Genomic DNA, 23,875 nt, shown 5'->3' with positions numbered 1-23,875 from the left:
GCCGGGACTGTGTCGTCACCGGCAGGCAGGCCTCGTATGTGGGGGGTCAGACTCCGCGCTGCGCCTTGGCGGCTTCGCTGGCGGCCTTGCTCTTCTCCCGGGCGGTGGCCCAGTCCTCGTTGCTCATCGATGTCAGGCCGGCGAAAGTGCCGGGGCCGGCGAGCATCTGACCGCCGTCCATGGCGATGGTCTGGCCGGTGAGGTAGTCGCAGGCGTCCGACAGCAGGAAGATGGTGAGATTGGCGAGTTCCTCCATCGTGCCCATCCGGCCCATCGGCACCTGGTCGGCCTGGGTCGCGCCGACGGCACTCTTTTCGGTCGGGTTGAGCATCTCCCACGCGTAGTCGGTCGGGATCGGTCCCGGTGCGAGCGCGTTGAGGCGGATGCCGTAGCGCGCCCATTCGACGGCGAGTGACATCGTCATCGAGTGCACTGCGGCCTTCGCCATCGCGGACGGGACGACGAACGCGGATCCGCTCCAGACCCAGGTGGTGAGCGTCGACAGGACGACGCCCTTGGTCCCGCCTTCGATCCAGCGGCGGCCCGCTGCGTGCGTGGTGTTGAAGGATCCGTTCATCACGGTGGAGGTGACGGCCTCGAAGGCGCGCGGGCTGAGTGATTCGGTGGGGGCGATGAAGTTCGCGGCGGCGTTGTTGATCACGCCGGTCAGTGGGCCGTGGAGCGTCCAGATCTCGTCCATCGCCGACGACACCAGGTCGGCGTTGCGGACGTCGACGGTCTGCCAGTGGACCGAGCCGGGCCGGGAGACGGACGCCTCTGCCGCGGCTTCCTCGAGTACGGCGGGACGGCGGCCCCATAGGTGGACTTCGGCGCCGTGGTCGACGAGATGCCGGGCGACGCCGCGGCCGAGGCCGGTGCCGCCGCCGGTGATGAGCACGCGCTTGCCCGCGAGGGCGTCGGACGCGAAGGGAGAAGTGGTCATGCGGTGGTCCTATGGTCGGGAACGAGGGCTACAGGCCCAGGCTCTTACTGATGATCTCGCGCTGAATCTCGTTGGTGCCGCCGTAGATCGGCGGAGCCAGGGAGCGGCGGACCTGTTCCTCCATGCCGTATTCGCGGGTGTAGCCGTACCCGCCCATCATCTGCATCGCCTCGAGTGCGGTCTTCTTCGCGATCTCGGTACATTTCAGCTTAGCCATCGACCCCTCGCGGTTGAGGTTGTCTTCCTCGCCGGCATCGATCCGCTCGGCCACCTCGTACACGAACGACTTCGCGAAGGCGATCTCCGTGGCGAGATCCGCGATGCGGTGACGGATGGCCTGGAAACTGCTGATCTTGTGACCGAACTGCTCACGCTCGGTGACGAAGGCGATCACGTCGTCGAGCGATCGCTGTGCTCCGCCGAGTGCCATCGTCGCGATGATGAGGCGCTCGACACTGAGCCCCCGCATGAGGTGACGCCACGCCTGGTTCGGAGTACCGACGACAGCGCTCGCCGGAACCGCGACGTCGGTGAAGTACAGGTCGTTGCAGGTCCGGGCCTCCATGGTCTTGATCTCGTGGATCTCGAGGCCGGGTGTGTCGGTCGGCACCATGAACAGGGTCAGGCCCTGGTGTTTGCTACCGGTCGTGTCGGTCCGGGCGAGGAGGAGGATGTGCTCGGCGATATGGGCCGCGGAGATCCAGGTCTTCTGCCCGTTGATGACGTAGTGGTCGTCGACCAGTTCCGCTTTGATCCGGACACCACCGAGGTCGGAACCCGCACCGGGCTCGCTGAGGGCGATCGCCTCGAGCTTGCCGGACGCCATGTTGCCGACGATCGTGCGCTTCTGTTCCTCGGTGCCGTAGCGCAAGTACGTCTGGGCGGCGGTGAGACCGGTGGAGTAGGCGGTGATGGGGGCGAGGCCGCGTGCAGACTCCTCGAGGAAGATGCATTCCTCGACCATTCCGGCGCCGCCGCCGCCGTACTCCTCCGGCAGCGACACGGCGAGCCAGCCGAGGCCGGCGAACTTGTCGAGAATGACGGGGCTGTTGGCCAGGGTGCCGCCGTCGGTCAGCAGGTCGCGCTGCTGCAGGGTTTTGCATTCGGCGTCGCAGAACTCGCGGACGGCAGCCGCGAATTCTCGTTGTTCTCTGGTGAAACGCATAGCGGCGTCAGCTCTCTCGCGTGGGGGGAGGGGTTCGGGTCGACGCGGCCGGCGGGAGGCGGACCGGGTATGCCCGCCTCCCTGATCCGTCAGGCGCCGCGGAACTTCGAGAAGTCGGGCTTGCGCTTCTCGTTGAACGCGCTGATGCCCTCGATCGCCTCGGCGGACTCTCCGAACAGCTTGAGCGTCGAGTAGGCCATGTTGCCCTGCGCGATGAAGTGCTCGGTGTCGGCGTTCAGGGACTGCTTGAGCACCTTCAGCGACGTCGGCGACAGCTGCAGGATCTCGTCGGCCCACGCGCGGACCTCAGCCCGCAACTGGTCACCGGGCACCACCTTGTTGACCAGGCCCCAGTCGAGGGCCTGCTCGGCGCTGTAGCGCCGGCAGAGGAACCAGATCTCCCGCGCCCGCTTCTCGCCGATTGCCCGCGCCAGGTAACCGGTGCCGAGGCCGGCGTCGAACGACCCGACGCGCGGGCCGTTCTGCCCAAAGATGGCGTGCTCGGCGGCGATCGACAGGTCACACAGCAGGTGCAGCACGTGCCCGCCACCGACTGCGACACCGTTGACCGCGGCGATCACGGGCTTGGGCACGTCCCGAATCACCCGGTGCAGTGCCTCGACCTCGAACAGTCCACTGTCGGACGGGCCGTAGTCACCCGTTTCCATCCGCTGCTTCTGATCGCCACCGGAGCAGAACGCCTTCTCGCCGGCTCCGGTCAGCGCGATCGCCCCGACCTCGGAGCTGCCCCACGCCTTCTTGAACGACTTCACCAACTCGTCGACGGTCCGCGCTCGGAACGCGTTGTACCGGTCGGGCCGGTTGATCGTGATCCAGGCGAGTCCGTCCTCGACCTCGTACGTCACATCCGTGAACTCACTCGTGAAGTCACTCATCGACCTACTGGTCCTTTCCTGTTGCACGCGGAACGGGAGACCGTCCGCGAAATTCTTTTGGTCTAACCTTATGACGAAGGTAGCGCTGATAACGAGCGTTTTCAAGAGCGGCGGTGAAAATCGCTCTTACCTGCGGTGATGGATTCGCATTTCTCTGCAAAGGTGGGATGCGACCGAGAGTGGGGTTGAGCAGATCGCCGTCGCGGCAGGCGGCAAACACCCCGTCGGCTCCGGGCGGGGGTGCGTGAACCGGGAAGGTGTACGTCTGTCCGGCCGCTGTGAGAGGAGTCCGGCTCAGCGGGCGGCCCGGGCGCGTATGCCCATCGCACCGCAGACGGGGGCGGGCCAGTCGATGTCGGTGCCGGCCCGTTCCCGGTCGACCGCACCGGCGACGTCGTCCGCGAACGGGACCACCCGGCGGCTGGTGAGGTCGACGTGGGTCGCGGCGACCTCGAGTGTGCTGGCGAGGCGTTCGGTGGTGTCGTCGACGAGAAAGGCCATGGCGTGGACGACCTTGTCGGAGCGTTCGACGATCCGCGCGTGCACCGACACCCGGTCGCCGACGTGCACCTCGGCGTAGTACCGGATGTGGTGCTCGGCGGTGAAGAAGCCCTGGCCACGCGTGGCGCGGTAGTCGTCGGTGATGCCCATCCGATCGAAGACGACGGCGATCGCCTGCGCCTCGAGATCGAAATAGTGGCGGATGTTCATGTGGCCGTTCTCGTCCTCGTAGTCGGACGGAATGGCCACCGGCCCGCACTCGCGGGGCAGGGCGATCACCTGGGCGTAGGAGGGGATTCCGGCTGGTGAGGTCATCGTCTTATCATAACGATCGTTCACAAGCCGGTGCTAGAATGCAGCTGTGGACCGGAACAGGAAGATCCTCGACACCGCCGCAGAGCTGTTCTACGAAAAAGGCTTTCACGGAACGAGTGTCGACGAATTGGGGTCGCGGGCCGGCCTGAGCGGTCCTGCCATCTACCGCCATTTCTCCGGCAAGGACGAGATCCTGGCCACTCTCTTCGACGAGGCGATGGACGAGCTGATCGGGGCCACCGAACCGGTGCTCGACGACGCAGACCTCGATCTCCAGCGGATGATCCGTCATCACGCCCTCTTCGCCGCCCGGCACCGCCACCTCGTCAACGTCAGCCAGCGGGAGGACCGGTCGCTGGTCGATCCGTGGCGGAAGGCGATCAATCGCCGGCGCAAGCAGTACGTCCAGGGCTGGGAGGCTGCGGTGGCGCGGTCCATCCCCGCCGCGTCACCGGCGCAGGTGTCCGTGGCCACCCAATCCTGCCTGGGCATGATCTTCTCCATCGCATACTGGCCCACCAAGGTGACCCGCACAGCCGGCCTCGCCGACCACATGGTGCGAATGGCGAGCGAGGGCCTGGACGCCTTCCGTCACTAGTGCTGCCCCTGCACCTACGGCAGGTGCAGGGGCAGCGACGGCGTCGGATTATGGTGCGAGGCTGGGGCGGTAGGTGTAGGAGGACGACCGCGACAGTGCGAATTCGAAGATCCCGTAGCCGGTCTGCCCGTTCCACTCGAACGCGCAGCAACGGTCGGTCAGGGCCGAGTCGAGAGTCTTCGGTCCCACAGTCCCGTCGAGTGGGTAGGCGTCGAACTCTTCGTGGTCGCGGCCACGAACCTTGCCGTGGTGCCCGCCGTAGCCGCCGCCCGCCATGTAGCCGCCGCCGGCGGAGGCGTCCGCGTCGACGCGATAGGTCGCCCCTGCCGCCGTCACGACCTCCACCGCGCCACTGACGAGATCGTTGCCCGCGGTGAACACCAGGTCGTGCCGGACGTCGGTGATGTCGTCGAGTCGGCCGTCGTCATGCATGACGGCACCCTCCAACAGGATTCGCTCGCCATCCCGATCCTCGACGAGCAGGAACCCGAACGTGCGGTCCGGGAACTGTGCCTGGTACCAGATGTGCAGGCCCTGGCCCCCGGACATGGTGCGCACCCCGCGGGAGCGGTCTCGCAGTCCGTACCAGCCGCCGACGTGGGTGGTGGTTCCGTCGAGGGTAAGTGTGCCCTCGTACCGGCCGGGCTGAAAGAGGTGGTCGAACGAGGTGACGTTTCCGTCGGTGTTCTCCACATCCACCGACCCGAGCCAATACGGTGCGCGGGCGTGCCACACAAGATCCAGTTCGAGTCCGGTCTTGTTCTCGCCCAGCTGGATTCGCCAGGTCGAATTGTCGTCTACCGTCTCCCACTTCAACGGTCCGACGGAGGCGCCGTCGGTCTCGGAGTGTTCGGTGGAGTAGCGGAGATTGCGCTGCTCGGTCCCGGTGGTGAGGACGACGAAACCGTCCACGACGTTGCGGGGCGGGTAGACCCCGGCGCCGAGGATCACCGACGGCGCGGTACGTCCGTCCGGATGAAGGTTGAACATGAACCGGTCGAAGAACTTCTCCGGCATGTCCTCGGTGGCGCGAGTCACCAAGGCGTCGTGAAATCCGTCGGTCATACGTGCTCCTTTTCTTCGACGGTGACATTGTCGGCGCCGATCTCGCGATGGTCCAGAGTGAAGCGGTAGGAACCCACCATCAGCAGGCAGGCGATGGCGATTCCGACCAGCACGATGATCGGCAGCGCGCCGGCGCTGTAGGAACCGGTGGCGCTGTAGACCTGTCCGAGCAGGAAGATGCCGAACGCCGACCCCTGCGCGTAGAGGAAGTAGATGAATCCGAGAACCCGGCCGTAGGAGTGCTTGGGGAAGTAGCGGCTCACCATGTAGGCGGCGAGATCACCCTCGGACCCCAGGCCCAAGCCGATCAGGGCCGCGCCGACGAACAGCAGACCGGTCTGCGACGAGGTGATCATGAAGAAGACCCCGACCCCACACAGCGCGAAGATGATCGAGCCGATGGCGGGGGCGTAGAACCGGTCCAGCAGGTAGCCCACCAGCAGTCGTGCGCCGATCGACGCCAAGCTCAGCACGGACAGGATCGCGACGGCGGTGCCCTGGCTGATGCCCTTGTCCGTGGTCATGGGCACGACCTGGGACATCAGCCCGAACGTCGCGGAGGACACGAGGAAGATGGCAATGGACAGCAACCAGAACTGCCGGTACTTCCTCGCCACGGTGAGCAGCGATTCCCCGGCCATCCGGCCTTCCAGGCGCGCGGCCTTGCGCTCGGCTTCGTGTTCGGCGGGCATCCGGGTGACGAAGGCGTAGACCGCGGCCGGGATGACCGTGCACAGGGCGCCGATGACCAGGAACGCCATGCGCCATCCGCCGATGCCGAGCATCCAGTTGGCGAGATACGGCATGAGCACCCCGCACGAGCCGAGTCCGGCCATGAGGATGCCCAGCGCCATGCCACGACGGTCCTGGAACCACGCGCTCACCACGGTCGAGTGCGCCACCGGGTTCACGGCGCCCGCTCCGGCGCCGATCACCACGCAGAGCAGGTAGAAGACGAGTTGGTTGTTCGGCAGGGCAGCCATCAGCATCAGGCCGATTCCGAACGCCAGCGACATCGGAACCGAAGGGATCTTGGGACCGTACCGGTCGATGAGGAAGCCCAGGATGACGATGCTGATACCCACCAGCACCGTCTCGATGGACAGACCGTTGCTGATGACGCTTCGTTCCCAGCCGAACTCCGCGGTCATCGGCTTGCCCAGGATGTTGAACAAGACGTTGACCGCGGTCGTGCCGAACAACAGAGTCACAAAGCCTGTCACCACATACCACCAGCGGTTCAGATGCCGCGTGGGCGCCTGCAAACCAGTCGTGCCGACTGCGCTCATGGAAGCTCCTGTCGATTGTTATCGGTAAGTCGGGGGCGGCGATGCCGCGCAGGGGAACCCACCGGTAGTGGCCTCCGTCACAGATAACACCATATGGACAGTCCAAAGTAAAGGACAGTCCAAAAGGCGCTAGCGTGGGGACGAGAAGTCGAACATTCTGCTCGCGATGCGGCGCAGCTGCAGCTCGTCCGTGCCCTCGGTGATGCGGTAGCGACGGTGGTGGCGGTAGATGTGCTCGAACTGCTTGTGGCGGGAGTATCCGACGCCGCCGTGGATCTGGATCGCGCGGTCGGCCGCCCGGCAGGCGAGCTGGTTGCTGCGCAGGTTCACCATCGCGACCTTGTCGGTGACGGCCGTCTTCCCGAGCTCGTCCATCATCGCCGCGGTCTTGTAGATCGTGTTGCGGATCAGTTCCGCATCGGTCTGGAGTTCCACCAATTGCCACTGGATGCCCTGATGCTCGTGCAGCGGTTTCCCGAAGACGACGCGTTCCTGCGCGTACCTCACGCTCTCGTCGATGCAGTACTGCGCGGCACCGAGCGACGACGCAGCCTGCCGGATCCGGTTCTCGTGGACGAACAGCTGCGCGCAGTCGAGACCGCGCCCGACCTCCCCGACCACGGCACTCGCCGGGAGCCGCACGTCGTCGAGATGGACCTCGGAGTGGTCGCTGGGCATGTTGAACGTCCAGTGGTTGAACGGAACAGAGAAGCCCGGTGCGTTCGTCGGTACCAGGAACGCGGTGATCCCGTCCGCCTTGCCTGCCTGTCCGGACGTGCGGGCGAACACGAGGTCGACCTCGGAGCAGTCGACGAGGCTGTTGAAGCGCTTCGCCCCGTTGATGATCCAGTCGTCGCCGTCGCGTCGGGCCGTCGTCTCCAGATAGGTCGCGTCGCTGCCGTGTCCGGGCTCGGTGAGGCCGAACGCGATCTCGATGTCGCCGCGAATCAGTGGTTCGAGGTACTGCTCCCGCTGTTCGTCACTGCCGTACTCGTGGAGCACGAGGGCGAGCGGCAGGTTCGCGACCACCGACGCCTCGTCGGAATGGGGGAAGTGAAGACCGGAGCCCCTGGTGAGAAGGTGTTCGCGGACGACGGCCATCGCGAGGTTGCTGCCGTCGTTCCCGCCGAGGGCCTGCGGCAACGGGAACCGGAAGAACCCGGCGGCGTCGGCGCGACGACGGGCCTCGAGCAGCAGTTCGCGCCATTCCTGCTTCGGGAACCCGTCCCGTTCCCAGTCCGTGCGGGCGTACTCGCGTCGGTGGTCGAAGAACTGCGGGTTCTTGGCCTCGAGCGGTGCGATCTCGCGATCGATGAACGCGTCGAGGTCGGTGACGAACTGCTGCACGTCGTCGGGAATGGTCCAGTCCATGGGGCGTCCTCCGATTCGGGATCCGATGTGTCGGACGGTAGGGAGCAGCTGGACGCACGGCGAGGGCGGCGAGGCGCAGCACTGTTGATTTCTCCAGTGCCCGGTCCGTACTTCGTGTCGACACCGCGGCCGCCGTGGTTGCATGCGGTCATGCTGAAGCTGAACGGGATCGACAAGCTGATCGCGCGGGTCGGCACCGACCTGGGCACGACGGAGTGGTACGACGTGACACAGGAACGCATCACGGCATTCGCGCGGGACACCGACGACTTCGAGCGCATCCACCTCGACCCCGCGCGAGGCAGGGAGGCCGGATTCGGCGGCACGATCGCCCACGGGTTGTTCACGCTGTCCCTCGGGCCGAAATTCCTCTACGAGATCTTCGAGATGACCGGGCACTCGCTGGGACTCAACTACGGGTTCGACACGGTGCGGTTCCTGAACCCCGTCCGGGTCGGTTCCCGGATCCGCATGACGGCGCGACTGCTCGACGCGCGACCGATCGACGGCGGATACCGATTCACCATCCGGCAGACCTTCCAGATCGAGGGTCACGACAAGGCAGCCTGCGTCGCGGACGCGGTCGTGGCCTACTTCCACTGAAGCAGAAGGAGAGACGTCCATGCGCGCAGTCGTCGTCGAAGAGCTCACCGGTCCGCAGGCCGCGACACTGGTGGAGATACCCGAACCGCACGGCGCCCACCCCCGGGCAGACGGGCAGCGACTACTCGTCGACGTGCACGCCGCCGGGCTGTCGTTCATCGACCCGTTGCAGACCTGGGGTAAGTACCAGAATGGAGTGCCCACGCCGTACGTGTGTGGCAGCGAGTACGCCGGTGTCGTGGTCGAGGCGCCGGCGGGAGCCGAGTTCCGGCCGGGCGACCGCGTCGGGGGAATCGTCTGGCACGGGGCCCTCGCGGACCGCGCGCTGGCACTGCCCGACTACACGGTGAAGATTCCGGCGTCGATGTCGTTCGTCGAAGGCGCGGCGCTCTACCTGAACTACTCGACGGCCTGGTACGCACTCCACCGGGCGCAGGTTCAGCCGGGCGAGTACGTGCTCGTCCATGGCGCCGCGGGCGGGGTGGGTACCGCGGCCCTCGATCTCGCGGAGACGTTCGGTGTGCAGACGATCGCCGTGGTCTCCAGCGATCGAAAGGAAGAGGTCGCGCGACAATGTGGAGCGAATGCGGTGGTGCGGTCGGACGGGCCGTGGCTCGACGAGGTGCGCGCCCTCACCGACGGGCGCGGTGTGCACGTGGTGATCGACCCGGTGGGCGGTGACCGGTTCACCGACTCGCTTCGCGCGCTGCGCCAGGGCGGCAGGCTCGTCGTCGTCGGATTCACCGGTGGCTCGATCCCCACCGTCAAGGTGAACCGTCTGCTCCACCGCAATCTCACCGTCACGGGAATCACAATGGACAACATGGAAACCGAGTACCCCGGGACATTGCGGATGGTCCGGGACGCCGTCGAATCACTGGCCGCCGACGGGCGGCTACGACCGTATGTCGGCGCGACGTTCCCGCTCGAGCAGGCGGCGGCCGCACTGCGCGCGCTGGACGACCGGGCCGCGCTCGGCAAGGTGGTCGTCGAGGTTGTGCCGCCGGCCTGACGGCACAGACTCAGGGAACCGCCGGGGCGCCGAGGACGGCCAGCCCTCGTTCGACGACCGCGGTGAGGCTTTCCGCGGCGACGACCAGGGCGGGGTCCGGGTCGGACCGCCTCCGGTTGCGCTTGACGAAGACCGACATCGTCGACGCGGTTTTGTAGTAGCAGTAGGCCAGGAACCAGTCCAGGTCGGCAGCCGGAACGTCGCGCTCGGCGCGGTAGGCGGCCAGTAGTTCTCCGCGGGACGGCATGCCGGTGCCGGCCGCGAGGTCGGCCGCGGGACGGGACTGTCGGAACCGGTGCGCAGGGTCGGTGTGCATCAGCAACCACGCCAGATCGGTGCGGGGATCGCCGACCGACCAGATCTCCCAGTCAATGATCGCGGTGAGGTCTTCGCCGGCGAACAGCATGTTCGCGAGTCGGTAGTCGCCGTGCAGCAGAGTCGGAGCGACCGGCGCCGGGATCCGGTCCGCCAGCGCTGCATGCAATTCGGCGTGACGAGGCGCGATGTCGTCGTCGACGGTGTCGAGCAGACGCTTCCAGCGGGCGAGTTCCTCCGCGATCGGGACGACCGGGTCGGTTCCGACACCCAGCGCAACGGGGTCGAGGTTCTGCATCCGGGCGAGCATCCCGGCGGCCGCGCGGGCGCGGGAGGCGACGGTGTCGGGGCCGGGCGGCGAGCCGGCGACGTCGAGCAGCGGCTCGTAGGACTGCCCGTCGACGAGAGTCATCGCGAAGAGGGGTGGCCGTTCGAGAGTCCCGTCCTCCTCGAAGAGAATCGCGGGGACACGGACGCCCGGCGCCGTTCCGAGGAGGCGGATGATCCGCGCCTGCCGGAGCACGTCACGGTTGCGGATCGGTTCCAGTCCGGGCGGCGCCATCTTGAGGACGATGGCCGTGTCGGGCCGCTCCGGCCGCGTGAGGGTAGCCCGGTAGGTCAGGCTCGACACCCCACCCGGCAGCGCCGACGGGGCGGACACCACGGCTCCCGGCCATCGGCGACCCGCGGCCGCCGTCGCCCGTGTGGTCAGTGTGTTCACGTCGAATTCCGTCACGTCTCCACGATCGGGCCGGTCGGCCGGTACCGCAAACACGCGCACGACTGTCGCTGAAGAAATCCACAGTGGCCTCTCGGTGGTTGCTTCGGTTGATCTCCGGTGCGTGGTAGCGCTTGCCTACGACCTCGATCAGCGGAGGTCGCCGTCAGTGCTGCGCCACCGAGGAGGTGACCGTCCGGGTGTTGAGACCGTCGCCCGCGTCGACGGTGAGGAACTGGCCGGTGACGCTGCGAGCGGTGGGGGAGGCGAAGAACGCGACGGCATCCCCGATGTCGGCCGGGTCGACGAAGCCATTGGGCATCGAGGCAAGCCACGCGTCCTGGATGTCCTGCGGCATGGACAGGATGCCGGAACTGGCCGTCATCCCCGGCAGGACGGCGTTGGCGGTGATGCCGAGGGCGACGTTCTCGGCCGCGACGGTCTTCACCAGACCGAGTAGGCCCGCCTTCGTGGTGCTGTACGACACCTGAGCGGGCATGCCCTGCGTGCCTGCGGTACTGGAGATGACGACCACGCGGCCGTATTCCCGTTTGCGCATTCCCGGCAGGCACTGCTGCAGCACTCGGAAGGTCCCGGTGAGGTTGACGTCGAGATCCTTCCGCCACTTGTCGATCGACAGACTGTGTGCGGCACCGAACATCGTCGTCAGACCAGCGTTGGCCACATAGACGTCGATGTCGTCGAGGGGTGGTAGTTCGTCGGTGGACATGTCGGCCTGGTACGTGCACCCCGGTGCGCGGTCGAGAGTGACCACTTCCATCCCGTCGGCTTCGAGTCGGGCGACGATTGCCCTGCCGATGCCGCCCTCGCGTGCGGCACCGGTCACCAGGGCCTTGCGGCGCGGGTCGGTCATGCGGATCTCCGTTCGTCAGGCAGTGTGCCGATGCGCTTCGGTTCATCTGTTTCAGCACAGCGACTTTCGATGTGGAAAGCCGGGTGGTCGCGAAGCCGGAGGACGAGAAGCGCGGCGTGGATGCTCAGTTGATGGGACGCGTCGCCAGTAACATCCAGGCCGGTAAGGGCGTGCACTCGCGACAACCGGAGGCGCACCGTGTTCTCGTGCACACCCAGCCGGGTGGCGGTGCGGCGCATGCCGCGATTCTGCTCGAACCAGACGGCCAGTGTGCGAACCAGTTCGGTCGACGCAGCGTCGTCGTCCAGTAGCGGCCCGAGCATGTCGTCGATGAAGTGCCGGATGGCCGAGACCTCGCCGTTCGCCAGGAAGAGGCGTGACGGTCCCAGATCATCAACGGCGAGAACACGATTCCCCGTTCCGTGGGTGAAACGGTCGATGCAGCGCACGACCTCCCGTGCCTCCCGGTAGGCGCGGGCGAACGATTCGGGTTCGTACACGGACGACACTCCGGCGATCAGCCCGCCGGTGGGGCTCAGTTCGGTGGCCGCGATCTCGAGGGTCGCGGTGATGCGGGCGACGACGGTCGGGGATGCGACGTGCTCGGGTGCCTCGATGAGCAGGAGGATTCCCTCCGAACCGCGAGTAGACAGCACCTCCACACCGAGAGCCCGCTCGGTGTGCTCGGCGAGGGAGCGGTCGAGGTCCTCGGGCGTTCCATCGGATTCGCGGATGTACACCAGGGACCGGCGGGCGTGGACGTTCACGCCGAGGTATTCGGCACCGGCCGCGAGATCGGCCCAAGCGCCGGAGCCGCGAACGAGCTGGCGGGCCAGGGCGGACCGCGCGTTCCAGGCAACCCGGGTGATGCGACGCTGGGTGAGGAACTGCGCTCCGATGCGGCGGGCGCAGCGCAGGGTCACGTACTCGTCCGGGGGATGGAACGGCGTGGGTTGTTCGTCGACGACGAGCCATCCGAGGTGTTCGCCGCGTTCGACGATCGCGCTCAGGATCTTCCGCCGCGACAACCCGGTGCCGAGTTCTGCAGGCAACACCACGGGATCCGCGCTGGTCGGGGTGGTCGTGTGCCCGCGCACGATCTCGCGCAGTGGTGGGAAGGTGGTCTGCCTACCGGCATCGGGCCGGGAGGACGCGACGACGTGTCCCTGACGGTCGAACAGCGTGACTGCTTTGCCGGTGGCCTCCGAACAGACCTGGACGATCGCGGACAGACAGTCGACGGCCACCGCGGCGTCGTCGAGAAGCTCGTCCAACGCGCTGAGCGGAACGTGCTTACGGCCGGTGCGCTCGTCGGGGGTGGACATCACACGGTCAGCGGTGATGATCGAGGAGCAGCGCGCGGACGGACGCCGCGTGCTCGATGGCCGACTCCATCGACGTGGTGGCCGGCACCAGGGTGATGTTGTCGGCGCCTGCCTCGACGAACGAGTTCAGCCACTCGGCCACCTGCTCGGGTGTTCCGGCGGGCGCCAGATGGCGGAATTTGTCGCGTGGCAACTGATACAGCGCCTGCATCTTCTCGCCGACCAGTCGGTCCGCGACAGCGGAATCCTTGTCGAGCCCGCACCACACGTTGACGCCGAACGAGGCGGGGGCACGATCTTCCTGCGCGGCGGCCTCGAGGATCGCGGTGCGAGTCTCGGCGAACCGTCGTGGAGTGCAGAAGATTCCGAGCCAGCCGTCGCCGTAGCGGGCGGTGCGGCGGATGGCGGATTCGCCCCGGCCGCCGATGAGGATCGGCACCGCCGGCTGCGGCGCAGGCAGGATGCGTGCGCGGTCGAGGGTGAAGAACTCACCGTGATGGGTCACCTCTTCACCGGTGAGGACGGCGCGCAATACTTCGAGGGTCTCGTCGAGGCGACGGCCGCGGGTGCTGGGGTCGACGCCGCTGTTCGAGATCTCGGACCGGTCCTCGCCGCCGACGCCGGCACCGAGAACCAGTCGGCCGGGGGCGATCTGCGACAGTGTCGCGATCTGGCGGGCTGCGAGCATCGGATGGCGCAGGCCGAGCAGGTAGACGCCGATGATCACGGACAGGGTGTCGTGGCTGGACAGGACGGACGTGGCCGAGACCATGCCGTCGAACCCGGTCCCGCCGTGAAAGCTGATGTGGTCACCGACGGTGATGTGGTCGAGCCCGGCCTCTGCCGCGGAATCGAGGAGAAGCCGCCGATCCGCGGGTTTCGGGACGAGGAGTGCGTCCGTGACCGACAATCCCACTCTGATCGACACGCTGATCTCCTCTCATGTGAATGGACTGACCATAATCTTGTCTCCCTGGCGGTGGCAAGGGGCGGGGCGAAATTTGATAACGATCGTTCCCGTTGTGGGTAGCGCGGTACGTGTCAGCCGTGCGACAGGACGACCTTGCCGAACCCGTTACCCTGTTCGAGGTGTTTGTGTGCGGCTGCTGCCTCCGCGAGCGGGAACACCGCGCTGATGGGTACGGGCGGAACGGTTTCGGTGTCCAACAGTGTCAGTAGGCCCGCGAAGTCCCGCGGGCTGCCCATCGTGGTCCCGATCAGTTCGTACTGGCCGAAGTAGAACTGGCGGACGTCGAGGGTGGCGAGTTCGCTGCGCGACGCACCGAGCACGACCGCACGGCCACCCGGCCGCAGTGCGGCGATGGACCGTTCCCAGGTCCCCACCGAATCCAGGACGAGATCGAATCCCTGCCCGCCGGGGGAGAGTCGGCGAGCGGCGTCCGGCCAATCGGGGTCTTCGTACAGCACGCCGTTCGCCGCGCCGAGTTCCTGCGCCTGGGCGATCTTGGAGTTCGACGACGACGTGACGGTGACGTTCGCGCCCACCGCGGATGCCAGCATGACGGCCATGGTCGCGACCCCGCCGCCCGCGCCCAGAACGAGCAAGTTCTCGCCGGCTCGGAGGCGGCCGCGCGTGAACAGCGCGCGGTAGGTGGTGAGTCCGACGAGGGGCAGTGCGGCGGCCTGCTCCCAGCTGAGTTCGCGGGGTTTCGGCGCGACGCAGTCTGCGGGAACTCGTACCGACTCGGCATAGGTGCCTCGGTGGTGATCGCCGAGGATCTCCCACTGTGCGCTCGGCGCGGCGTCGCGATCTCCCCACCACAGCGACGGGAGGACGAGAACCTCCTCGCCCGTATCGGTGCGAATACCCGCGCCGTCGGCGCCGAGTACGTGCGGCAGCGGTGACGAATACCTGCCCTGGCGGACGAGGACGTCGTGCCAGTTGAGTGCGGCCGCCTTCAGGCGGACGGTGACCCAACCCGACCTCGCGACGGGGTCGGGGATCGACTCCATCTTCAAGACGTCCGGTTCCCCGAATTCTCGCAACACCACGGCGTCCACAGCTACCCTTTCGGTCGTACCATTTGCAAAATAGCATGGTTTGGCCGAGGGGTGAGCAAGGCTAGAGCGGATAGTGCGTCAGCACCCCCATCGGATCGTGCCTCTGCCGCAGTTCGCGCAGTCGGCGAAGGTTCCCGCCGTAGGCCGCGCCGATCTCGGCGCCGGTCTCGGGGAAGCCGGGCCGGACTTCGACGCTGTAGACGCCGATCGTGTGGGGTGCGAGGGCGTCGAGGGTGCCGCCCGCCCACGACAGGCAGGCGGCGCCGTCGTAGGGGTCGGACCAGATGGCGTTGAGCGGGATGTTCCACTCGCCGCTTCGGCCCCAGAATGCGGTGTCGTGGTCACCGACGTCGGCGAGGGCGCCGCCGGTGTGCTGGAAGTCGATACGACATTCCCGCGTCGGCGCCCCACGGATCTGGGTGGCCAGGGCCTCCGCGAGTTCGGAGTCGAGGGTCGGTCCGGTGAAGACGGCCTTCCCGAAGAACGATCCCCGGCGCTCGCCCGGTTCGGGCAGCCGGATTGGTTCGGGCTCTTCGCCGTCGGCGCCGGGTGGCGCAAATTCGGGTAGCCCGGTGAGGTACGTGCCGGTCGTCTCGGATCGGTACAGCACGGTGCCCGACACGTCGGCGACCGTGGTGGCGGCGGCCCTGGCGCGGTCGATGGCGGATTCGTCTCCGCTCGCACACGCGGTGTACACGAAGAGGACGGGTTCGTCGGAAGACAGTGCGCTGTAACCGAGTACCGCGCCCATCGTCGTGTCCCGCGGAAGCGTCGGTGCGACACGGAAATAGGTGGCGAGTGCTTCGAGTCCGAGCACCATCCGGTCGACCCACACCGGCCCCACCGGGTGCGTGCGCAGCACCGCCGACGTCACGACGCCGAAACATGGTGCGCACCCCCGGACCGCCCACCACAGGTCCGCCTCGTCGCCGGTGCTGGCATCGGACAGGTGGACGACCTCGCCGGACGGCAGCACGAGTTCGACCTCGACGAGCTGATCGAGCGTCAATCCCAGACTGCGCGTGAGGTATCCGACACCGCCGCGGGTGACGAGTCCGAACCCGGCGTGGCCCACGATTCCCACCGGCACCACCCGGCCGGTGGGTGCGAGGGCGTCCAGCATGGTTTCCACTGTGGCGCCGCCGGCGACGACCACCCGGTCGCCGTCGGGTCGGGCCGTGTTCAGGTGCGCCGACAGGTCGAGCATGACGGCGTCGTCGGCGACGCAGTTGGAACTCAGCCCGCCGCCGCGGACGGTGACGGTGCCGCCCGTCCGGTGCGCAACCCTCATGACGGTGGAGACCTCCTCCACGGACACCGGTTCGACGACGCAGGACGGACGGCGTCTCGCGGCATCGGGAAAGAACACTCTGCCCAGCGCGGTGCGGTAGTCGCCGGTGTCCGGCAGATGAACCCGGTGCGGGAGGACCGCCTTCAACTGCGCGACACATTCCGCGGATGGTGAACTCACGAGCGCCTCCTATCCCGTTGCGTTACCTGCCTGCCACTGGTCCCACGGGACCTCCCAGTCACCGTACGTGTCCCACACGGGCAGAAGCGGTCCGCCCGAGTTGGTGATCTCGACGACGTCGCCGATACCGAAATGGTCGAACATCCACTGGGCGTTGGCGGGTGCCAGGTTGACGCAGCCGTGGGAGACGTTGCTGCTGCCCTGATCCCCCACCGACCACGGCGCCGAGTGGACGAACTCGCCGTCGTTGGAGATCCGCAGATTGAGATCGACCTTTTCGCGGTAGTAGTCGGGATCGCCGGCGCAGACCCCGTACGTGCAGGAGTCCATGATGATGCTCTGCTGCTTGTCGGAGATCACGTGGGGACCCTCGTGCGAGGGGTGGTCGGGGGTGCCGAGACTCATCGGCATCGCGTTCTCCTGGACGCCGTTGTGGAAGACGGTGAGCATTTTGCTCGCCCCGTCCGCCTTGGCCACCCACGAGTCGTGCACGGTGTAGTCGGCAGAGTTGTTCTCGGCGCCGAAGGCCCCGTCGCCCAGATCGACGCCGTACACGTCGGCCTCGATGTGGATCTTGGTGCCGGGCGCCCAGTATCCCGCCGCTCGGTAGTGCGCGTTCTGGTCGTCGGTCCAATACCAGGCGCCGGGCTGCGGCGGTGTCGTCGTCACGTGCAGGCGCTGCTGGACCTCGGCCTTGTTCGCGACCGGTGCGGTGAACTGGAAGACCATCGGCTGGCCGACGCCGATGCCGGTGTCCGCCACGACCTCGGGTGCCGGGACGACGTTCGCGTACGCCGTGGTGCCGGGCGTCAACGTCGTGACGGTGAAGGTCTGCTCGACCGGTGCGCCGTCGGGGTTGACCGCGTCCGCGACGACTGTGTACGTGGAGCCGTAGCCGAGTGGTCGGCTGCTCGTCCAGTTCGTGCCGTCGGGTGTGAGATTTCCGGCGACCGGGGTGTTCTGCTCCGCGGGATTCGTGACGGTCACGGCGGTCAGCTTGCCGCCCGTCGCGGTGACCACGATCGGGGTGGTCGGATTGATCGGCGCCCCGTCGGCAGCGGGGACGGCAATCGAGGCGGGCGCGGACTGTGAGGTGGTCGGGGGTTCCGACGTGCCGGTGTCTCCGATGGTGCACGCCGTGGCCAGGAACGTCAGGGCCACCACCGCAACAATGCCGGCTGTCCGTGTGCGAAGAGTCACGACCACCTTCTTTCGGATCTGGATCAGCGCTCGCCGTCCTCATACTGCCAGCGATAGCCTCGGAGTTTCCTGTGAGACGCGTGCCCCGCCCGCCCCACCTGCAGGAATTCGAGCGCGCGACGCCTCCCCTGAACAAATTAGACAGCAGTGCTGATGAAGTTCAGGGCTCGGAACGGCGATCGCTCAGGGTAAATGAACTATTGAGGTTCGCAAATAAAACAGCTAGACTGGCTAATGAACCTGACCAGCGAGAGGGAGGCCACCGCATGGACCAGAAGGTCGATCAGCTTCGCGAGGACGTCGTTCTGTTCAGCCGACGCATCCGCGCCCAGCGCGCCGGGCACCTACTCACCCCCTCGCAGCTCCAGGCCCTCGCGCATCTCGACCGGGAAGGACCGATGAGTGCGCGCGCTCTCGCCGACCGCGAGCAGGTCGCCCCGCAGTCCATCGCGCGGACCGTCTCGATCCTCGAGGAGTCCGGGATGGTCTCCCGGACCGTGGACCCCCAGGACGCGCGAGCGAGCATCGTCGCGATCACCCCGCTGGGGTTGCAGACGCTCGTCGACGACCGGTCGCGGCGAAGCGAGTGGCTGACGGCCGCGCTCGCCGCCGAATGCACCGATGTCGAACGTGACCTCCTCTTCATCGCCGGACGGCTGCTCCGCCGACTCGCAGGAACTCCCGAGCCGGCGCCGCAGCAGGAGTCACTGATGAACTCGTGAGCGCGACCGTCGCCGATACCGGCCTCGCGCAGAAGTCCCCGTCCGTACCGTTCCGGGTCAGCGGCTCCGTCGCCACCGGGAGCATCCTCCAACCGCTGAACTCGTCGATGATCGCGGTGGCGATCGTCGGCATCGCCGCCCAGTTCGGCTCCTCGTCCGGGATCACATGGGTGATCTCTGGGCTCTACATCGCCACGGCCGTCACCGCCCCGATGGCAGGCAAGCTCGGCGCGCTGCTCGGAGCCCGGAAGGTCTACCTCGGGGGCCTCGCCCTGGTGGCGCTGGGCTCGATCGCCGGTCTGCTCGCACCCAGCGTCGGCTGGCTCATCTTCTCCCGAATCCTCGTCGGAATCGGAACCGCCACACAGTATCCCAATGCGATGACGATGATTCGCGGGTACGCGGAGCGACACGGCGCGCAGCCGCGCACCGCGATCACGACCCTCGCGATCTGCAGCCAGGCGGTCGTGGCACTGGGCCCGACGCTCGGCGGGCTGCTCGTCGGGGCGTTCGGCTGGCAGTCGATCATGTGGATCAACCTGCCGATCGTCGCGTTCAGTGCGGTCGCGGTCACGAAGTTCGCGAAGGTCGGCTTCGTCGGCGGCATCTCGGTCAGCGGTCGGCAACTGCTGCACGCGCTCGACATGGCCGGGGTCGTCCTGTTCCTCGGGCTCGTCTCGTCGACGATGCTGTTCCTGCTGTCGCTCACCACCGATCCCGTCTGGTGGCTGATCCCCGCGTGGGCGCTGGTGTTCGCCCTGTTCGTCCAATGGGAACGACGCGCGGACGAACCGTTCATCGACGTTCGGGCCCTGGCCCGGAACCGTGCGCTCAGCGCCACACTCGCCCGCACCCTCCTCACCTACACGGCGTTCTACTGCGTCTTCTTCGGCATCCCGCAGTGGTTGCAGTACTCCCGCGGAATGAGCGCCACCGAGGCGGGTCTGACGATGCTGCCCGTCGCCGTCGTCGGTATCGGCTCCACGTTGTTCGCGTCACGGACGTATCGGCGGTACGGGGTGCGTCGAACGCTCACCGTCGGAACGTGTGCGCTCCTGGTGGGTGGCCTGCTTCTGGCGTCGGTGGAGAGCAGTACGGCCCCGATCGTCGTGCTGCTCCTCGTGGCGGCAGTGCTGGGAATTCCCAATGGATTCAACAATATCGGCAATCAGAACCTGATCAGCTCGGTCACGTCCGTCGAGGAAGTGGGCACGGCGATCGGGATGTACCGCACCGTGCAGTACATCGGGGCGAACCTGTCGGCCGTCGTGCTGCAGACCACCGCCGGTCACGTCATCGGCGACGACGGACTGCACCGCACGGGCTGGTTCATCGCCGTCGCAGGCGTTCTCCTCCTCGTCGGTGTCCTGATGTCACGGAACATGGGGGACCGGCGGTCGGCGAACGCGTCGACGGCGTAGCAACCGCGTCAGGTCGGCGGCACCCCGCCGACGGCCCGCCAGATCAGTGTCGCGGTCCGGGCCGGCCAGTCGGCGGGTGGGCGATCACCGGCCAATGCCCGGCCGTACCAACTGCCGGTGGTCATGGTGACGGCGACGTCGAGATCGGCGTCCGCGTCGATCAGCTTCAGTTCGGCGGCGCGGTCCAGGATGGCGCGGATGCGGCGCCGGCGTGGCGCCACCACCCGGGCGCGGTATTGCGCGCGGACGTCGGCGTCCGTCGTGTCCTGGAGCATCGTGCCGACCAGCGACAACCGGCCGCTCCGCGACACCCCGCGCTGGAAGTCGGTCAACTCGCGCACCAGATCCCCGAAGGGATCGGCCGACGACCGCCCCGGCTGTTCGTCGGCCAACTGCGCGACGACGGCCGCGGCGAGCTCCGACTTCGACGCCCACCGCCGGTACAGCGCCTGCCGGGTGGTGCCGGCCTCCGCGGCGATCGCGGCGATCGACATCGCGTCGTATCCGACCCGGGACAATTGCCTGCCCGCCACTTTCAGCACGCGGGTGTCGATGTCGGTGTCGCGGCTGCGCCCGGTCACGGTCATGTTCGTTCCTCGTTTCAATCCAATACTGATGTGTATTGTAATGGAGACGACGGAGATGAGGAGCTCCCATGAGTGATCAGGAAACACCGTCCCTGTACGAATGGGCGGGCGGTGAGCAGTCGTTCCGGCGGCTGATCGACGCCTTCTACGACCGGGTCGAGCGCGACGACCTGCTGTCCCCGATGTTCCCCGGCGGAGTGCACGAGGAGCATCGCCGCAACGTGACGCTGTGGTGGTGCGAGGTGTTCGGCGGTCCACCCGGCTACACCGACCGACTCGGGGGTTACGAACGGATGCTGCGACACCACATCGGTCTGGGTATCACCCCGGAGCAGCGGCACCGCTTCGCTGCGACGATGAGCCTCGCCGCCGACGACGCGAAGTTGCCGTCCGATCCCGAATTCCGCTCCGCCTTCATGGCATACGTCGAGTGGGGGACCAGGCTCGCGCTGCAGAATTCGAGCCCCGGAGCCGAGGTGGTCGAGCACGCACCCGTCCCGCACTGGGGGTGGGGCGTGGCCCCGCCCTACCGCGGCTGAGTAGGGCAGGGTGTCAGCCTGTCCGATCAGAACGGGTACTGCTGAATCGGCCCCTGGATGGTGGCCCACTGGAGTTCGGTGAACGCCTCGAGGTTCGCTGCGGCGCCGCCGACTCGTCCGCCGTTTCCGGAGAATCCCATTCCGCCGAACGGGATGTGGGCGTGGTCGCCGACGGTCTGATCGTTGATGTGCACGAGCCCGGTGGGAATCTGCTGCGCAACTTCCCAGGCCGCCATCGCATCCGAGCCGAGGACGCTCAGCGACAATCCGAACTCGGTGTCGCGCGCGATCTCGACGGCCTCGTCGATCGTCGAGTAGCGCAGCACGGGAGCGACGGGGCCGAACACTTCCTGGCAGAACGCGGGGGTGTCGCGCTGCACGTGGTCGAGGACGGTCGGGCGGTAGAACAGCCCGTCGTGGGTGCCGCCCTCGACGAGGGTCACTCCGGCCGAGACGCTCTCGGTCACGAGTCGGTGGATGCTGTCGCGCTGCACCGCGTCGATGATGGGGCCGAGTGCCACCTCGCTGGTGTACGGGTCGCCGACGGGGAGCGCTCGCGCCTTCTCGGCGAGCACCGCCACGTATTCGTCGGCAACCGATTCGTGGACCAGGTGCCTGCCTGCGGCCATGCAGATCTGGCCCTGGTGGAGGTATGCGCCCCAGGCTCCGGCCGACGCAGCCTTGGTGACGTCGGCGTCGGGAAGGACGATGAGGGCGTTGTTGCCGCCGAGTTCGAGGTGTGCCCGCGTGAGGTGCGCGGCCGCGGCCTGGCCGACCTTCCGTCCCGCCGACGTGGAGCCGGTGAACGCGATGACGCGGGTGTGCCGGTCGGTGACGAGGGCGGCACCGGCATCGGCGCCGCCGGGCAGCATCTGGAAGACGCCGTCCGGCACCCCGGCGGCCGCGAACACGGCCGCCAGCACCACACCGCCGCACACTGCGGTCCGGGTGTCGGGTTTCAGAATCACTGAGTTACCCAGTGCCAGTGCGGGTGCCACTGCGCGGATCGAGAGGATCAGGGGGAAGTTGAACGGAGCGATCACGCCGACGACACCCGCTGCGATCCGACGGCTGAAACTCAGACGTCCGTCGGCGGACGGGAGCACCTCACCCTTGGGATGCGAAGGCAACGCCGACGCCTCGTAGCATTCCTGCGCTGCGACGTGCGTCTCGAGGCTCGCTTTCGCGCGAATCGATCCGGCCTCCCGGACGATCCACGTCTCGATCTCGGCTGCGTGCTCCTCGAAGAGCTGGCCTGCGCGGCGCAGGATCGCGGCCCGATCCTCGAAAGGCATTTTCTCCCAGCGGCGCTGGACCTCGGCGGCCTTGATGCAAGCCGCGGCGACGTCGGCGGCGGTCGTGGTGCCGACGTGACCGAGGGTGCTACCCGTCGCGGGCTCCACGACCTCTGAGAACGCGCCTTCGGTGGCGGTCCAGCTGCCGGTGAAGACCTTCTTCTCCCAGTCGATGTCGAGCAGGCTCATGGTCGATCCTTCTTTCGGTGAGGTCGGTCAGGACGCGAATACGGGTGATGGCGCCGCGGATTCGGTGCGGGGTGAGCGGAACTTCCGCTTGGCGACGATTGCCACCGCGACCGCGCCGACGACTCCGGGGACGGCGACGGCGAGAAAGTTCTGCTGGAACGGTAGATGAAGAGCGAGGAGCGCGCCGCCGAGGGTGGGGCCACCGATCGCACCGATCCGTCCCATGCCCGCAGCCCACCCGACGCCGGTCGACCGTACCTCGGTCGGGTAGAACTCGACGGCGAACGCGTGGATGATGGCGAGCGCGCCGATGGTCGCCGCACCGGCGACGAACAGCAGCACGTTGAGCAGTGCGGCGGCTGGGTCGAAGGACAGTCCCACCAGCGACAGGGATGCCAGGGAGAAATACGTGATCAGGGTGTTGCGGTAGGACCAGCGGTCGGCCAGCCAGCCGCCGAATATCGCGCCGGCGATGCCACCGAGATTCAGCACCACCAGGGTCCACAGCGCGGAACTCAAAGCGTAGCCGGCGGTCTGCATCAGTTTCGGTAGCCACGTGTTGAGCCCGTAGCTCAACAACATGCACATCGCGAAGAAGACCCAAATCAGGAAGCTGTTCAGGGCGTTTCCGTTGGTAAAGAGCTGCGCGACGGGCGCCTTCCGAGCTTCCGGACGTGGCGTGGCCACGACGTCGCTCAGGTCGCGACCCGGGTCGACCTTGGACAGCACAGCCTCCAGCTTGTCCTGACGACCGTTGATGGCGAGGAACTCCGGCGACTCCGGCAGGCACCTCAGCAGAACGGGTAGCAACAGGAGCGGCAGACCGGCGACGTAGAACACACCGCGCCACGTCCAGAGCGGCTCCACGTTGATTGCGAACACCGCGGCGGCGATGCCACCGACGGAATAGAACGACGACACGAACGTGACGAGCAGTGCCTTCGACGTGCGTGGGGCGAGCTCGGCGATCAGTGCCGTGAAGTTGGGTACGAGCGCGCCGAGCGACACACCGACGACGAGGCGGAGAATGCCGAGTTGCGCCGGGGCGCCGGCGAAGGCGCAGCTGAACGACGCCACGCTCGCCACTGTCACGCAAATGAGCATGAGCGGACGGCGGCCGTACCGATCGGCGAGCGGGGCGACGAACAGTCCGCCGATCAGCATGCCGACGAGCGCCGCGGATCCGAGGGTACCGGCGGTGACCGGGTCCATGTTCCACTCGTCCATCAGATGGACGATCACGGTGCCGTACGAGACCATGTCGTATCCGTCGATGATCATCAGCAGTGAGCACAGGGCCACAACACCATAATGGAACGGCCGCAGTCGGGCGTTGGAGATGATCGAGGTAACTGTGTTCTGGGACAGCGGGTTCTGGGACAGCGGGTTCTGGGACAAGGGCATACTCCCGATGCGGGGCAGCGTTGCTGCCGTGGGAA

23 protein-coding genes are annotated in these 23,875 nt (G+C 67.2%); 6 read left to right on the top strand and 17 right to left on the bottom strand.

Features of this window, described 5'->3' with window-relative positions; genetic code table 11:
• Positions 1–46 precede the first annotated feature (46 nt).
• From PSR88_RS14185 to PSR88_RS14170, 4 genes are all read right to left on the bottom strand, one after another.
• Complete coding sequence (locus PSR88_RS14185; RefSeq protein ID WP_005250892.1) at positions 47–943, bottom strand: SDR family oxidoreductase; 897 nt, start codon at positions 941–943, stop codon at positions 47–49.
• Positions 944–971: 28 nt separating this feature from the next.
• Entirely contained in the window at positions 972–2,108 is a 1,137-nt protein-coding gene (locus PSR88_RS14180; RefSeq protein WP_016882324.1) for an acyl-CoA dehydrogenase family protein, read from the bottom strand.
• An 89-nt stretch (positions 2,109–2,197) separates the two neighbouring features.
• Positions 2,198–3,004: an enoyl-CoA hydratase-related protein gene (locus PSR88_RS14175; RefSeq protein WP_016882325.1), complete on the bottom strand. Its 807-nt coding sequence runs from the start codon at positions 3,002–3,004 to the stop codon at positions 2,198–2,200.
• A 294-nt stretch (positions 3,005–3,298) separates the two neighbouring features.
• On the bottom strand, positions 3,299–3,820 hold the full coding sequence (locus tag PSR88_RS14170; protein ID WP_016882326.1) for a thioesterase family protein: 522 nt from the start codon (positions 3,818–3,820) through the stop codon (positions 3,299–3,301).
• 46 nt (positions 3,821–3,866) lie between these two features.
• Here PSR88_RS14170 and PSR88_RS14165 point away from each other — a divergent pair, with 46 nt between their 5' ends.
• Positions 3,867–4,418, top strand: coding sequence for a TetR/AcrR family transcriptional regulator (locus PSR88_RS14165; RefSeq protein ID WP_016882327.1), 552 nt, complete (start codon positions 3,867–3,869; stop codon positions 4,416–4,418).
• A 48-nt stretch (positions 4,419–4,466) separates the two neighbouring features.
• On the opposite strand, the gene PSR88_RS14160 is transcribed toward PSR88_RS14165, so the two are convergent.
• The 3 genes from PSR88_RS14160 to PSR88_RS14150 all read right to left on the bottom strand — a co-directional run bounded on the left by PSR88_RS14160 (position 4,467) and on the right by PSR88_RS14150 (position 8,143).
• Positions 4,467–5,483 (bottom strand): hypothetical protein, encoded by a 1,017-nt coding sequence (locus tag PSR88_RS14160; RefSeq protein WP_016882328.1) that lies wholly within the window; start codon positions 5,481–5,483, stop codon positions 4,467–4,469.
• Positions 5,480–6,772 (bottom strand): MFS transporter, encoded by a 1,293-nt coding sequence (locus PSR88_RS14155; RefSeq protein ID WP_016882329.1) that lies wholly within the window; start codon positions 6,770–6,772, stop codon positions 5,480–5,482. Before PSR88_RS14155 ends, PSR88_RS14160 begins: the two co-directional genes overlap by 4 nt.
• Positions 6,773–6,901: 129 nt before the next feature.
• Positions 6,902–8,143, bottom strand: a complete 1,242-nt coding sequence (locus PSR88_RS14150) for an acyl-CoA dehydrogenase family protein (protein ID WP_016882330.1) — start codon at positions 8,141–8,143, stop codon at positions 6,902–6,904.
• Positions 8,144–8,293: 150 nt separating this feature from the next.
• Here PSR88_RS14150 and PSR88_RS14145 point away from each other — a divergent pair, with 150 nt between their 5' ends.
• Both PSR88_RS14145 and PSR88_RS14140 read left to right on the top strand, forming a co-directional pair.
• A complete protein-coding gene (locus PSR88_RS14145; RefSeq protein WP_029539088.1) occupies positions 8,294–8,746 on the top strand; it encodes a MaoC family dehydratase in 453 nt (150 codons plus the stop codon).
• A gap of 19 nt (positions 8,747–8,765) precedes the next feature.
• The gene (locus PSR88_RS14140; RefSeq protein ID WP_016882332.1) at positions 8,766–9,758 is read left to right on the top strand and encodes an NADPH:quinone oxidoreductase family protein; all 993 of its coding nucleotides are present in this window, start codon (positions 8,766–8,768) and stop codon (positions 9,756–9,758) included.
• Positions 9,759–9,768: 10 nt separating this feature from the next.
• Here the strand turns inward: PSR88_RS14140 and PSR88_RS14135 are convergent, their stop codons facing one another.
• From PSR88_RS14135 to PSR88_RS14105, 7 genes are all read right to left on the bottom strand, one after another.
• The gene (locus PSR88_RS14135; protein WP_029539090.1) at positions 9,769–10,809 is read right to left on the bottom strand and encodes a phosphotransferase family protein; all 1,041 of its coding nucleotides are present in this window, start codon (positions 10,807–10,809) and stop codon (positions 9,769–9,771) included.
• A 148-nt stretch (positions 10,810–10,957) separates the two neighbouring features.
• Positions 10,958–11,665 carry an SDR family oxidoreductase gene (locus tag PSR88_RS14130; protein ID WP_016882334.1) on the bottom strand — a complete coding sequence of 236 codons (708 nt, stop codon included), beginning with the start codon at positions 11,663–11,665 and terminating at the stop codon, positions 10,958–10,960.
• Positions 11,662–12,990, bottom strand: a complete 1,329-nt coding sequence (locus tag PSR88_RS14125; RefSeq protein ID WP_016882335.1) for a PucR family transcriptional regulator — start codon at positions 12,988–12,990, stop codon at positions 11,662–11,664. Before PSR88_RS14125 ends, PSR88_RS14130 begins: the two co-directional genes overlap by 4 nt.
• Before the next feature lie 7 nt (positions 12,991–12,997).
• Positions 12,998–13,918, bottom strand: coding sequence for an LLM class flavin-dependent oxidoreductase (locus tag PSR88_RS14120; RefSeq protein WP_016882336.1), 921 nt, complete (start codon positions 13,916–13,918; stop codon positions 12,998–13,000).
• A 113-nt stretch (positions 13,919–14,031) separates the two neighbouring features.
• A complete protein-coding gene (locus PSR88_RS14115; protein WP_016882337.1) occupies positions 14,032–15,012 on the bottom strand; it encodes a zinc-binding alcohol dehydrogenase family protein in 981 nt (326 codons plus the stop codon).
• A gap of 61 nt (positions 15,013–15,073) precedes the next feature.
• Positions 15,074–16,483, bottom strand: coding sequence for an FAD-binding protein (locus PSR88_RS14110; RefSeq protein WP_016882338.1), 1,410 nt, complete (start codon positions 16,481–16,483; stop codon positions 15,074–15,076).
• Between the two features lie 9 nt (positions 16,484–16,492).
• Positions 16,493–17,689 carry an Ig-like domain-containing protein gene (locus PSR88_RS14105; protein ID WP_011595500.1) on the bottom strand — a complete coding sequence of 399 codons (1,197 nt, stop codon included), beginning with the start codon at positions 17,687–17,689 and terminating at the stop codon, positions 16,493–16,495.
• Positions 17,690–17,949: 260 nt separating this feature from the next.
• Between PSR88_RS14105 and PSR88_RS14100 the strand changes: the two genes are divergently transcribed.
• Positions 17,950–18,405 carry a MarR family winged helix-turn-helix transcriptional regulator gene (locus PSR88_RS14100; protein ID WP_011595499.1) on the top strand — a complete coding sequence of 152 codons (456 nt, stop codon included), beginning with the start codon at positions 17,950–17,952 and terminating at the stop codon, positions 18,403–18,405.
• Positions 18,402–19,826: an MFS transporter gene (locus PSR88_RS14095; protein ID WP_016882339.1), complete on the top strand. Its 1,425-nt coding sequence runs from the start codon at positions 18,402–18,404 to the stop codon at positions 19,824–19,826. Before PSR88_RS14100 ends, PSR88_RS14095 begins: the two co-directional genes overlap by 4 nt.
• 8 nt (positions 19,827–19,834) lie before the next feature.
• Here PSR88_RS14095 and PSR88_RS14090 read toward each other — a convergent pair whose 3' ends face one another.
• A complete protein-coding gene (locus tag PSR88_RS14090) occupies positions 19,835–20,413 on the bottom strand; it encodes a TetR/AcrR family transcriptional regulator (RefSeq protein WP_011595497.1) in 579 nt (192 codons plus the stop codon).
• Positions 20,414–20,481: 68 nt separating this feature from the next.
• On the opposite strand from PSR88_RS14090, the gene PSR88_RS14085 reads away from it, so the two are divergent.
• Positions 20,482–20,952 carry a group II truncated hemoglobin gene (locus PSR88_RS14085; protein WP_011595496.1) on the top strand — a complete coding sequence of 157 codons (471 nt, stop codon included), beginning with the start codon at positions 20,482–20,484 and terminating at the stop codon, positions 20,950–20,952.
• Positions 20,953–20,978: 26 nt separating this feature from the next.
• On the opposite strand, the gene PSR88_RS14080 is transcribed toward PSR88_RS14085, so the two are convergent.
• Both PSR88_RS14080 and PSR88_RS14075 read right to left on the bottom strand, forming a co-directional pair.
• Complete coding sequence (locus PSR88_RS14080) at positions 20,979–22,436, bottom strand: aldehyde dehydrogenase family protein (RefSeq protein ID WP_016882340.1); 1,458 nt, start codon at positions 22,434–22,436, stop codon at positions 20,979–20,981.
• 27 nt (positions 22,437–22,463) lie between these two features.
• The gene (locus PSR88_RS14075) at positions 22,464–23,840 is read right to left on the bottom strand and encodes an MFS transporter (protein ID WP_016882341.1); all 1,377 of its coding nucleotides are present in this window, start codon (positions 23,838–23,840) and stop codon (positions 22,464–22,466) included.
• Positions 23,841–23,875 lie beyond the last annotated feature (35 nt).

It is taken from the genome of Rhodococcus sp. DK176, assembly GCF_038447315.2.
GTDB lineage: Bacteria > Actinomycetota > Actinomycetes > Mycobacteriales > Mycobacteriaceae > Rhodococcus_F > Rhodococcus_F jostii_A.
The sequence above is the reverse complement of the archived record's forward strand: the minus strand, read 5'-3'. Positions and strand labels throughout refer to the sequence as shown.

Coding starts and splice junctions, on each gene's coding strand:
- PSR88_RS14155 (WP_016882329.1), bottom strand. CDS start 6,772: ATGAGCGCAGTCGGCACGACTGGTTTGCAGGCGCCCACGCGGCATCTG.
- PSR88_RS14080 (WP_016882340.1), bottom strand. CDS start 22,436: ATGAGCCTGCTCGACATCGACTGGGAGAAGAAGGTCTTCACCGGCAGC.
- PSR88_RS14090 (WP_011595497.1), bottom strand. CDS start 20,413: ATGACCGTGACCGGGCGCAGCCGCGACACCGACATCGACACCCGCGTG.
- PSR88_RS14150 (WP_016882330.1), bottom strand. CDS start 8,143: ATGGACTGGACCATTCCCGACGACGTGCAGCAGTTCGTCACCGACCTC.
- PSR88_RS14170 (WP_016882326.1), bottom strand. CDS start 3,820: ATGACCTCACCAGCCGGAATCCCCTCCTACGCCCAGGTGATCGCCCTG.
- PSR88_RS14075 (WP_016882341.1), bottom strand. CDS start 23,840: ATGCCCTTGTCCCAGAACCCGCTGTCCCAGAACCCGCTGTCCCAGAAC.
- PSR88_RS14100 (WP_011595499.1), top strand. CDS start 17,950: ATGGACCAGAAGGTCGATCAGCTTCGCGAGGACGTCGTTCTGTTCAGC.
- PSR88_RS14160 (WP_016882328.1), bottom strand. CDS start 5,483: ATGACCGACGGATTTCACGACGCCTTGGTGACTCGCGCCACCGAGGAC.
- PSR88_RS14145 (WP_029539088.1), top strand. CDS start 8,294: ATGCTGAAGCTGAACGGGATCGACAAGCTGATCGCGCGGGTCGGCACC.
- PSR88_RS14125 (WP_016882335.1), bottom strand. CDS start 12,990: ATGTCCACCCCCGACGAGCGCACCGGCCGTAAGCACGTTCCGCTCAGC.
- PSR88_RS14130 (WP_016882334.1), bottom strand. CDS start 11,665: ATGACCGACCCGCGCCGCAAGGCCCTGGTGACCGGTGCCGCACGCGAG.
- PSR88_RS14140 (WP_016882332.1), top strand. CDS start 8,766: ATGCGCGCAGTCGTCGTCGAAGAGCTCACCGGTCCGCAGGCCGCGACA.
- PSR88_RS14085 (WP_011595496.1), top strand. CDS start 20,482: ATGAGTGATCAGGAAACACCGTCCCTGTACGAATGGGCGGGCGGTGAG.
- PSR88_RS14175 (WP_016882325.1), bottom strand. CDS start 3,004: ATGAGTGACTTCACGAGTGAGTTCACGGATGTGACGTACGAGGTCGAG.
- PSR88_RS14180 (WP_016882324.1), bottom strand. CDS start 2,108: ATGCGTTTCACCAGAGAACAACGAGAATTCGCGGCTGCCGTCCGCGAG.
- PSR88_RS14185 (WP_005250892.1), bottom strand. CDS start 943: ATGACCACTTCTCCCTTCGCGTCCGACGCCCTCGCGGGCAAGCGCGTG.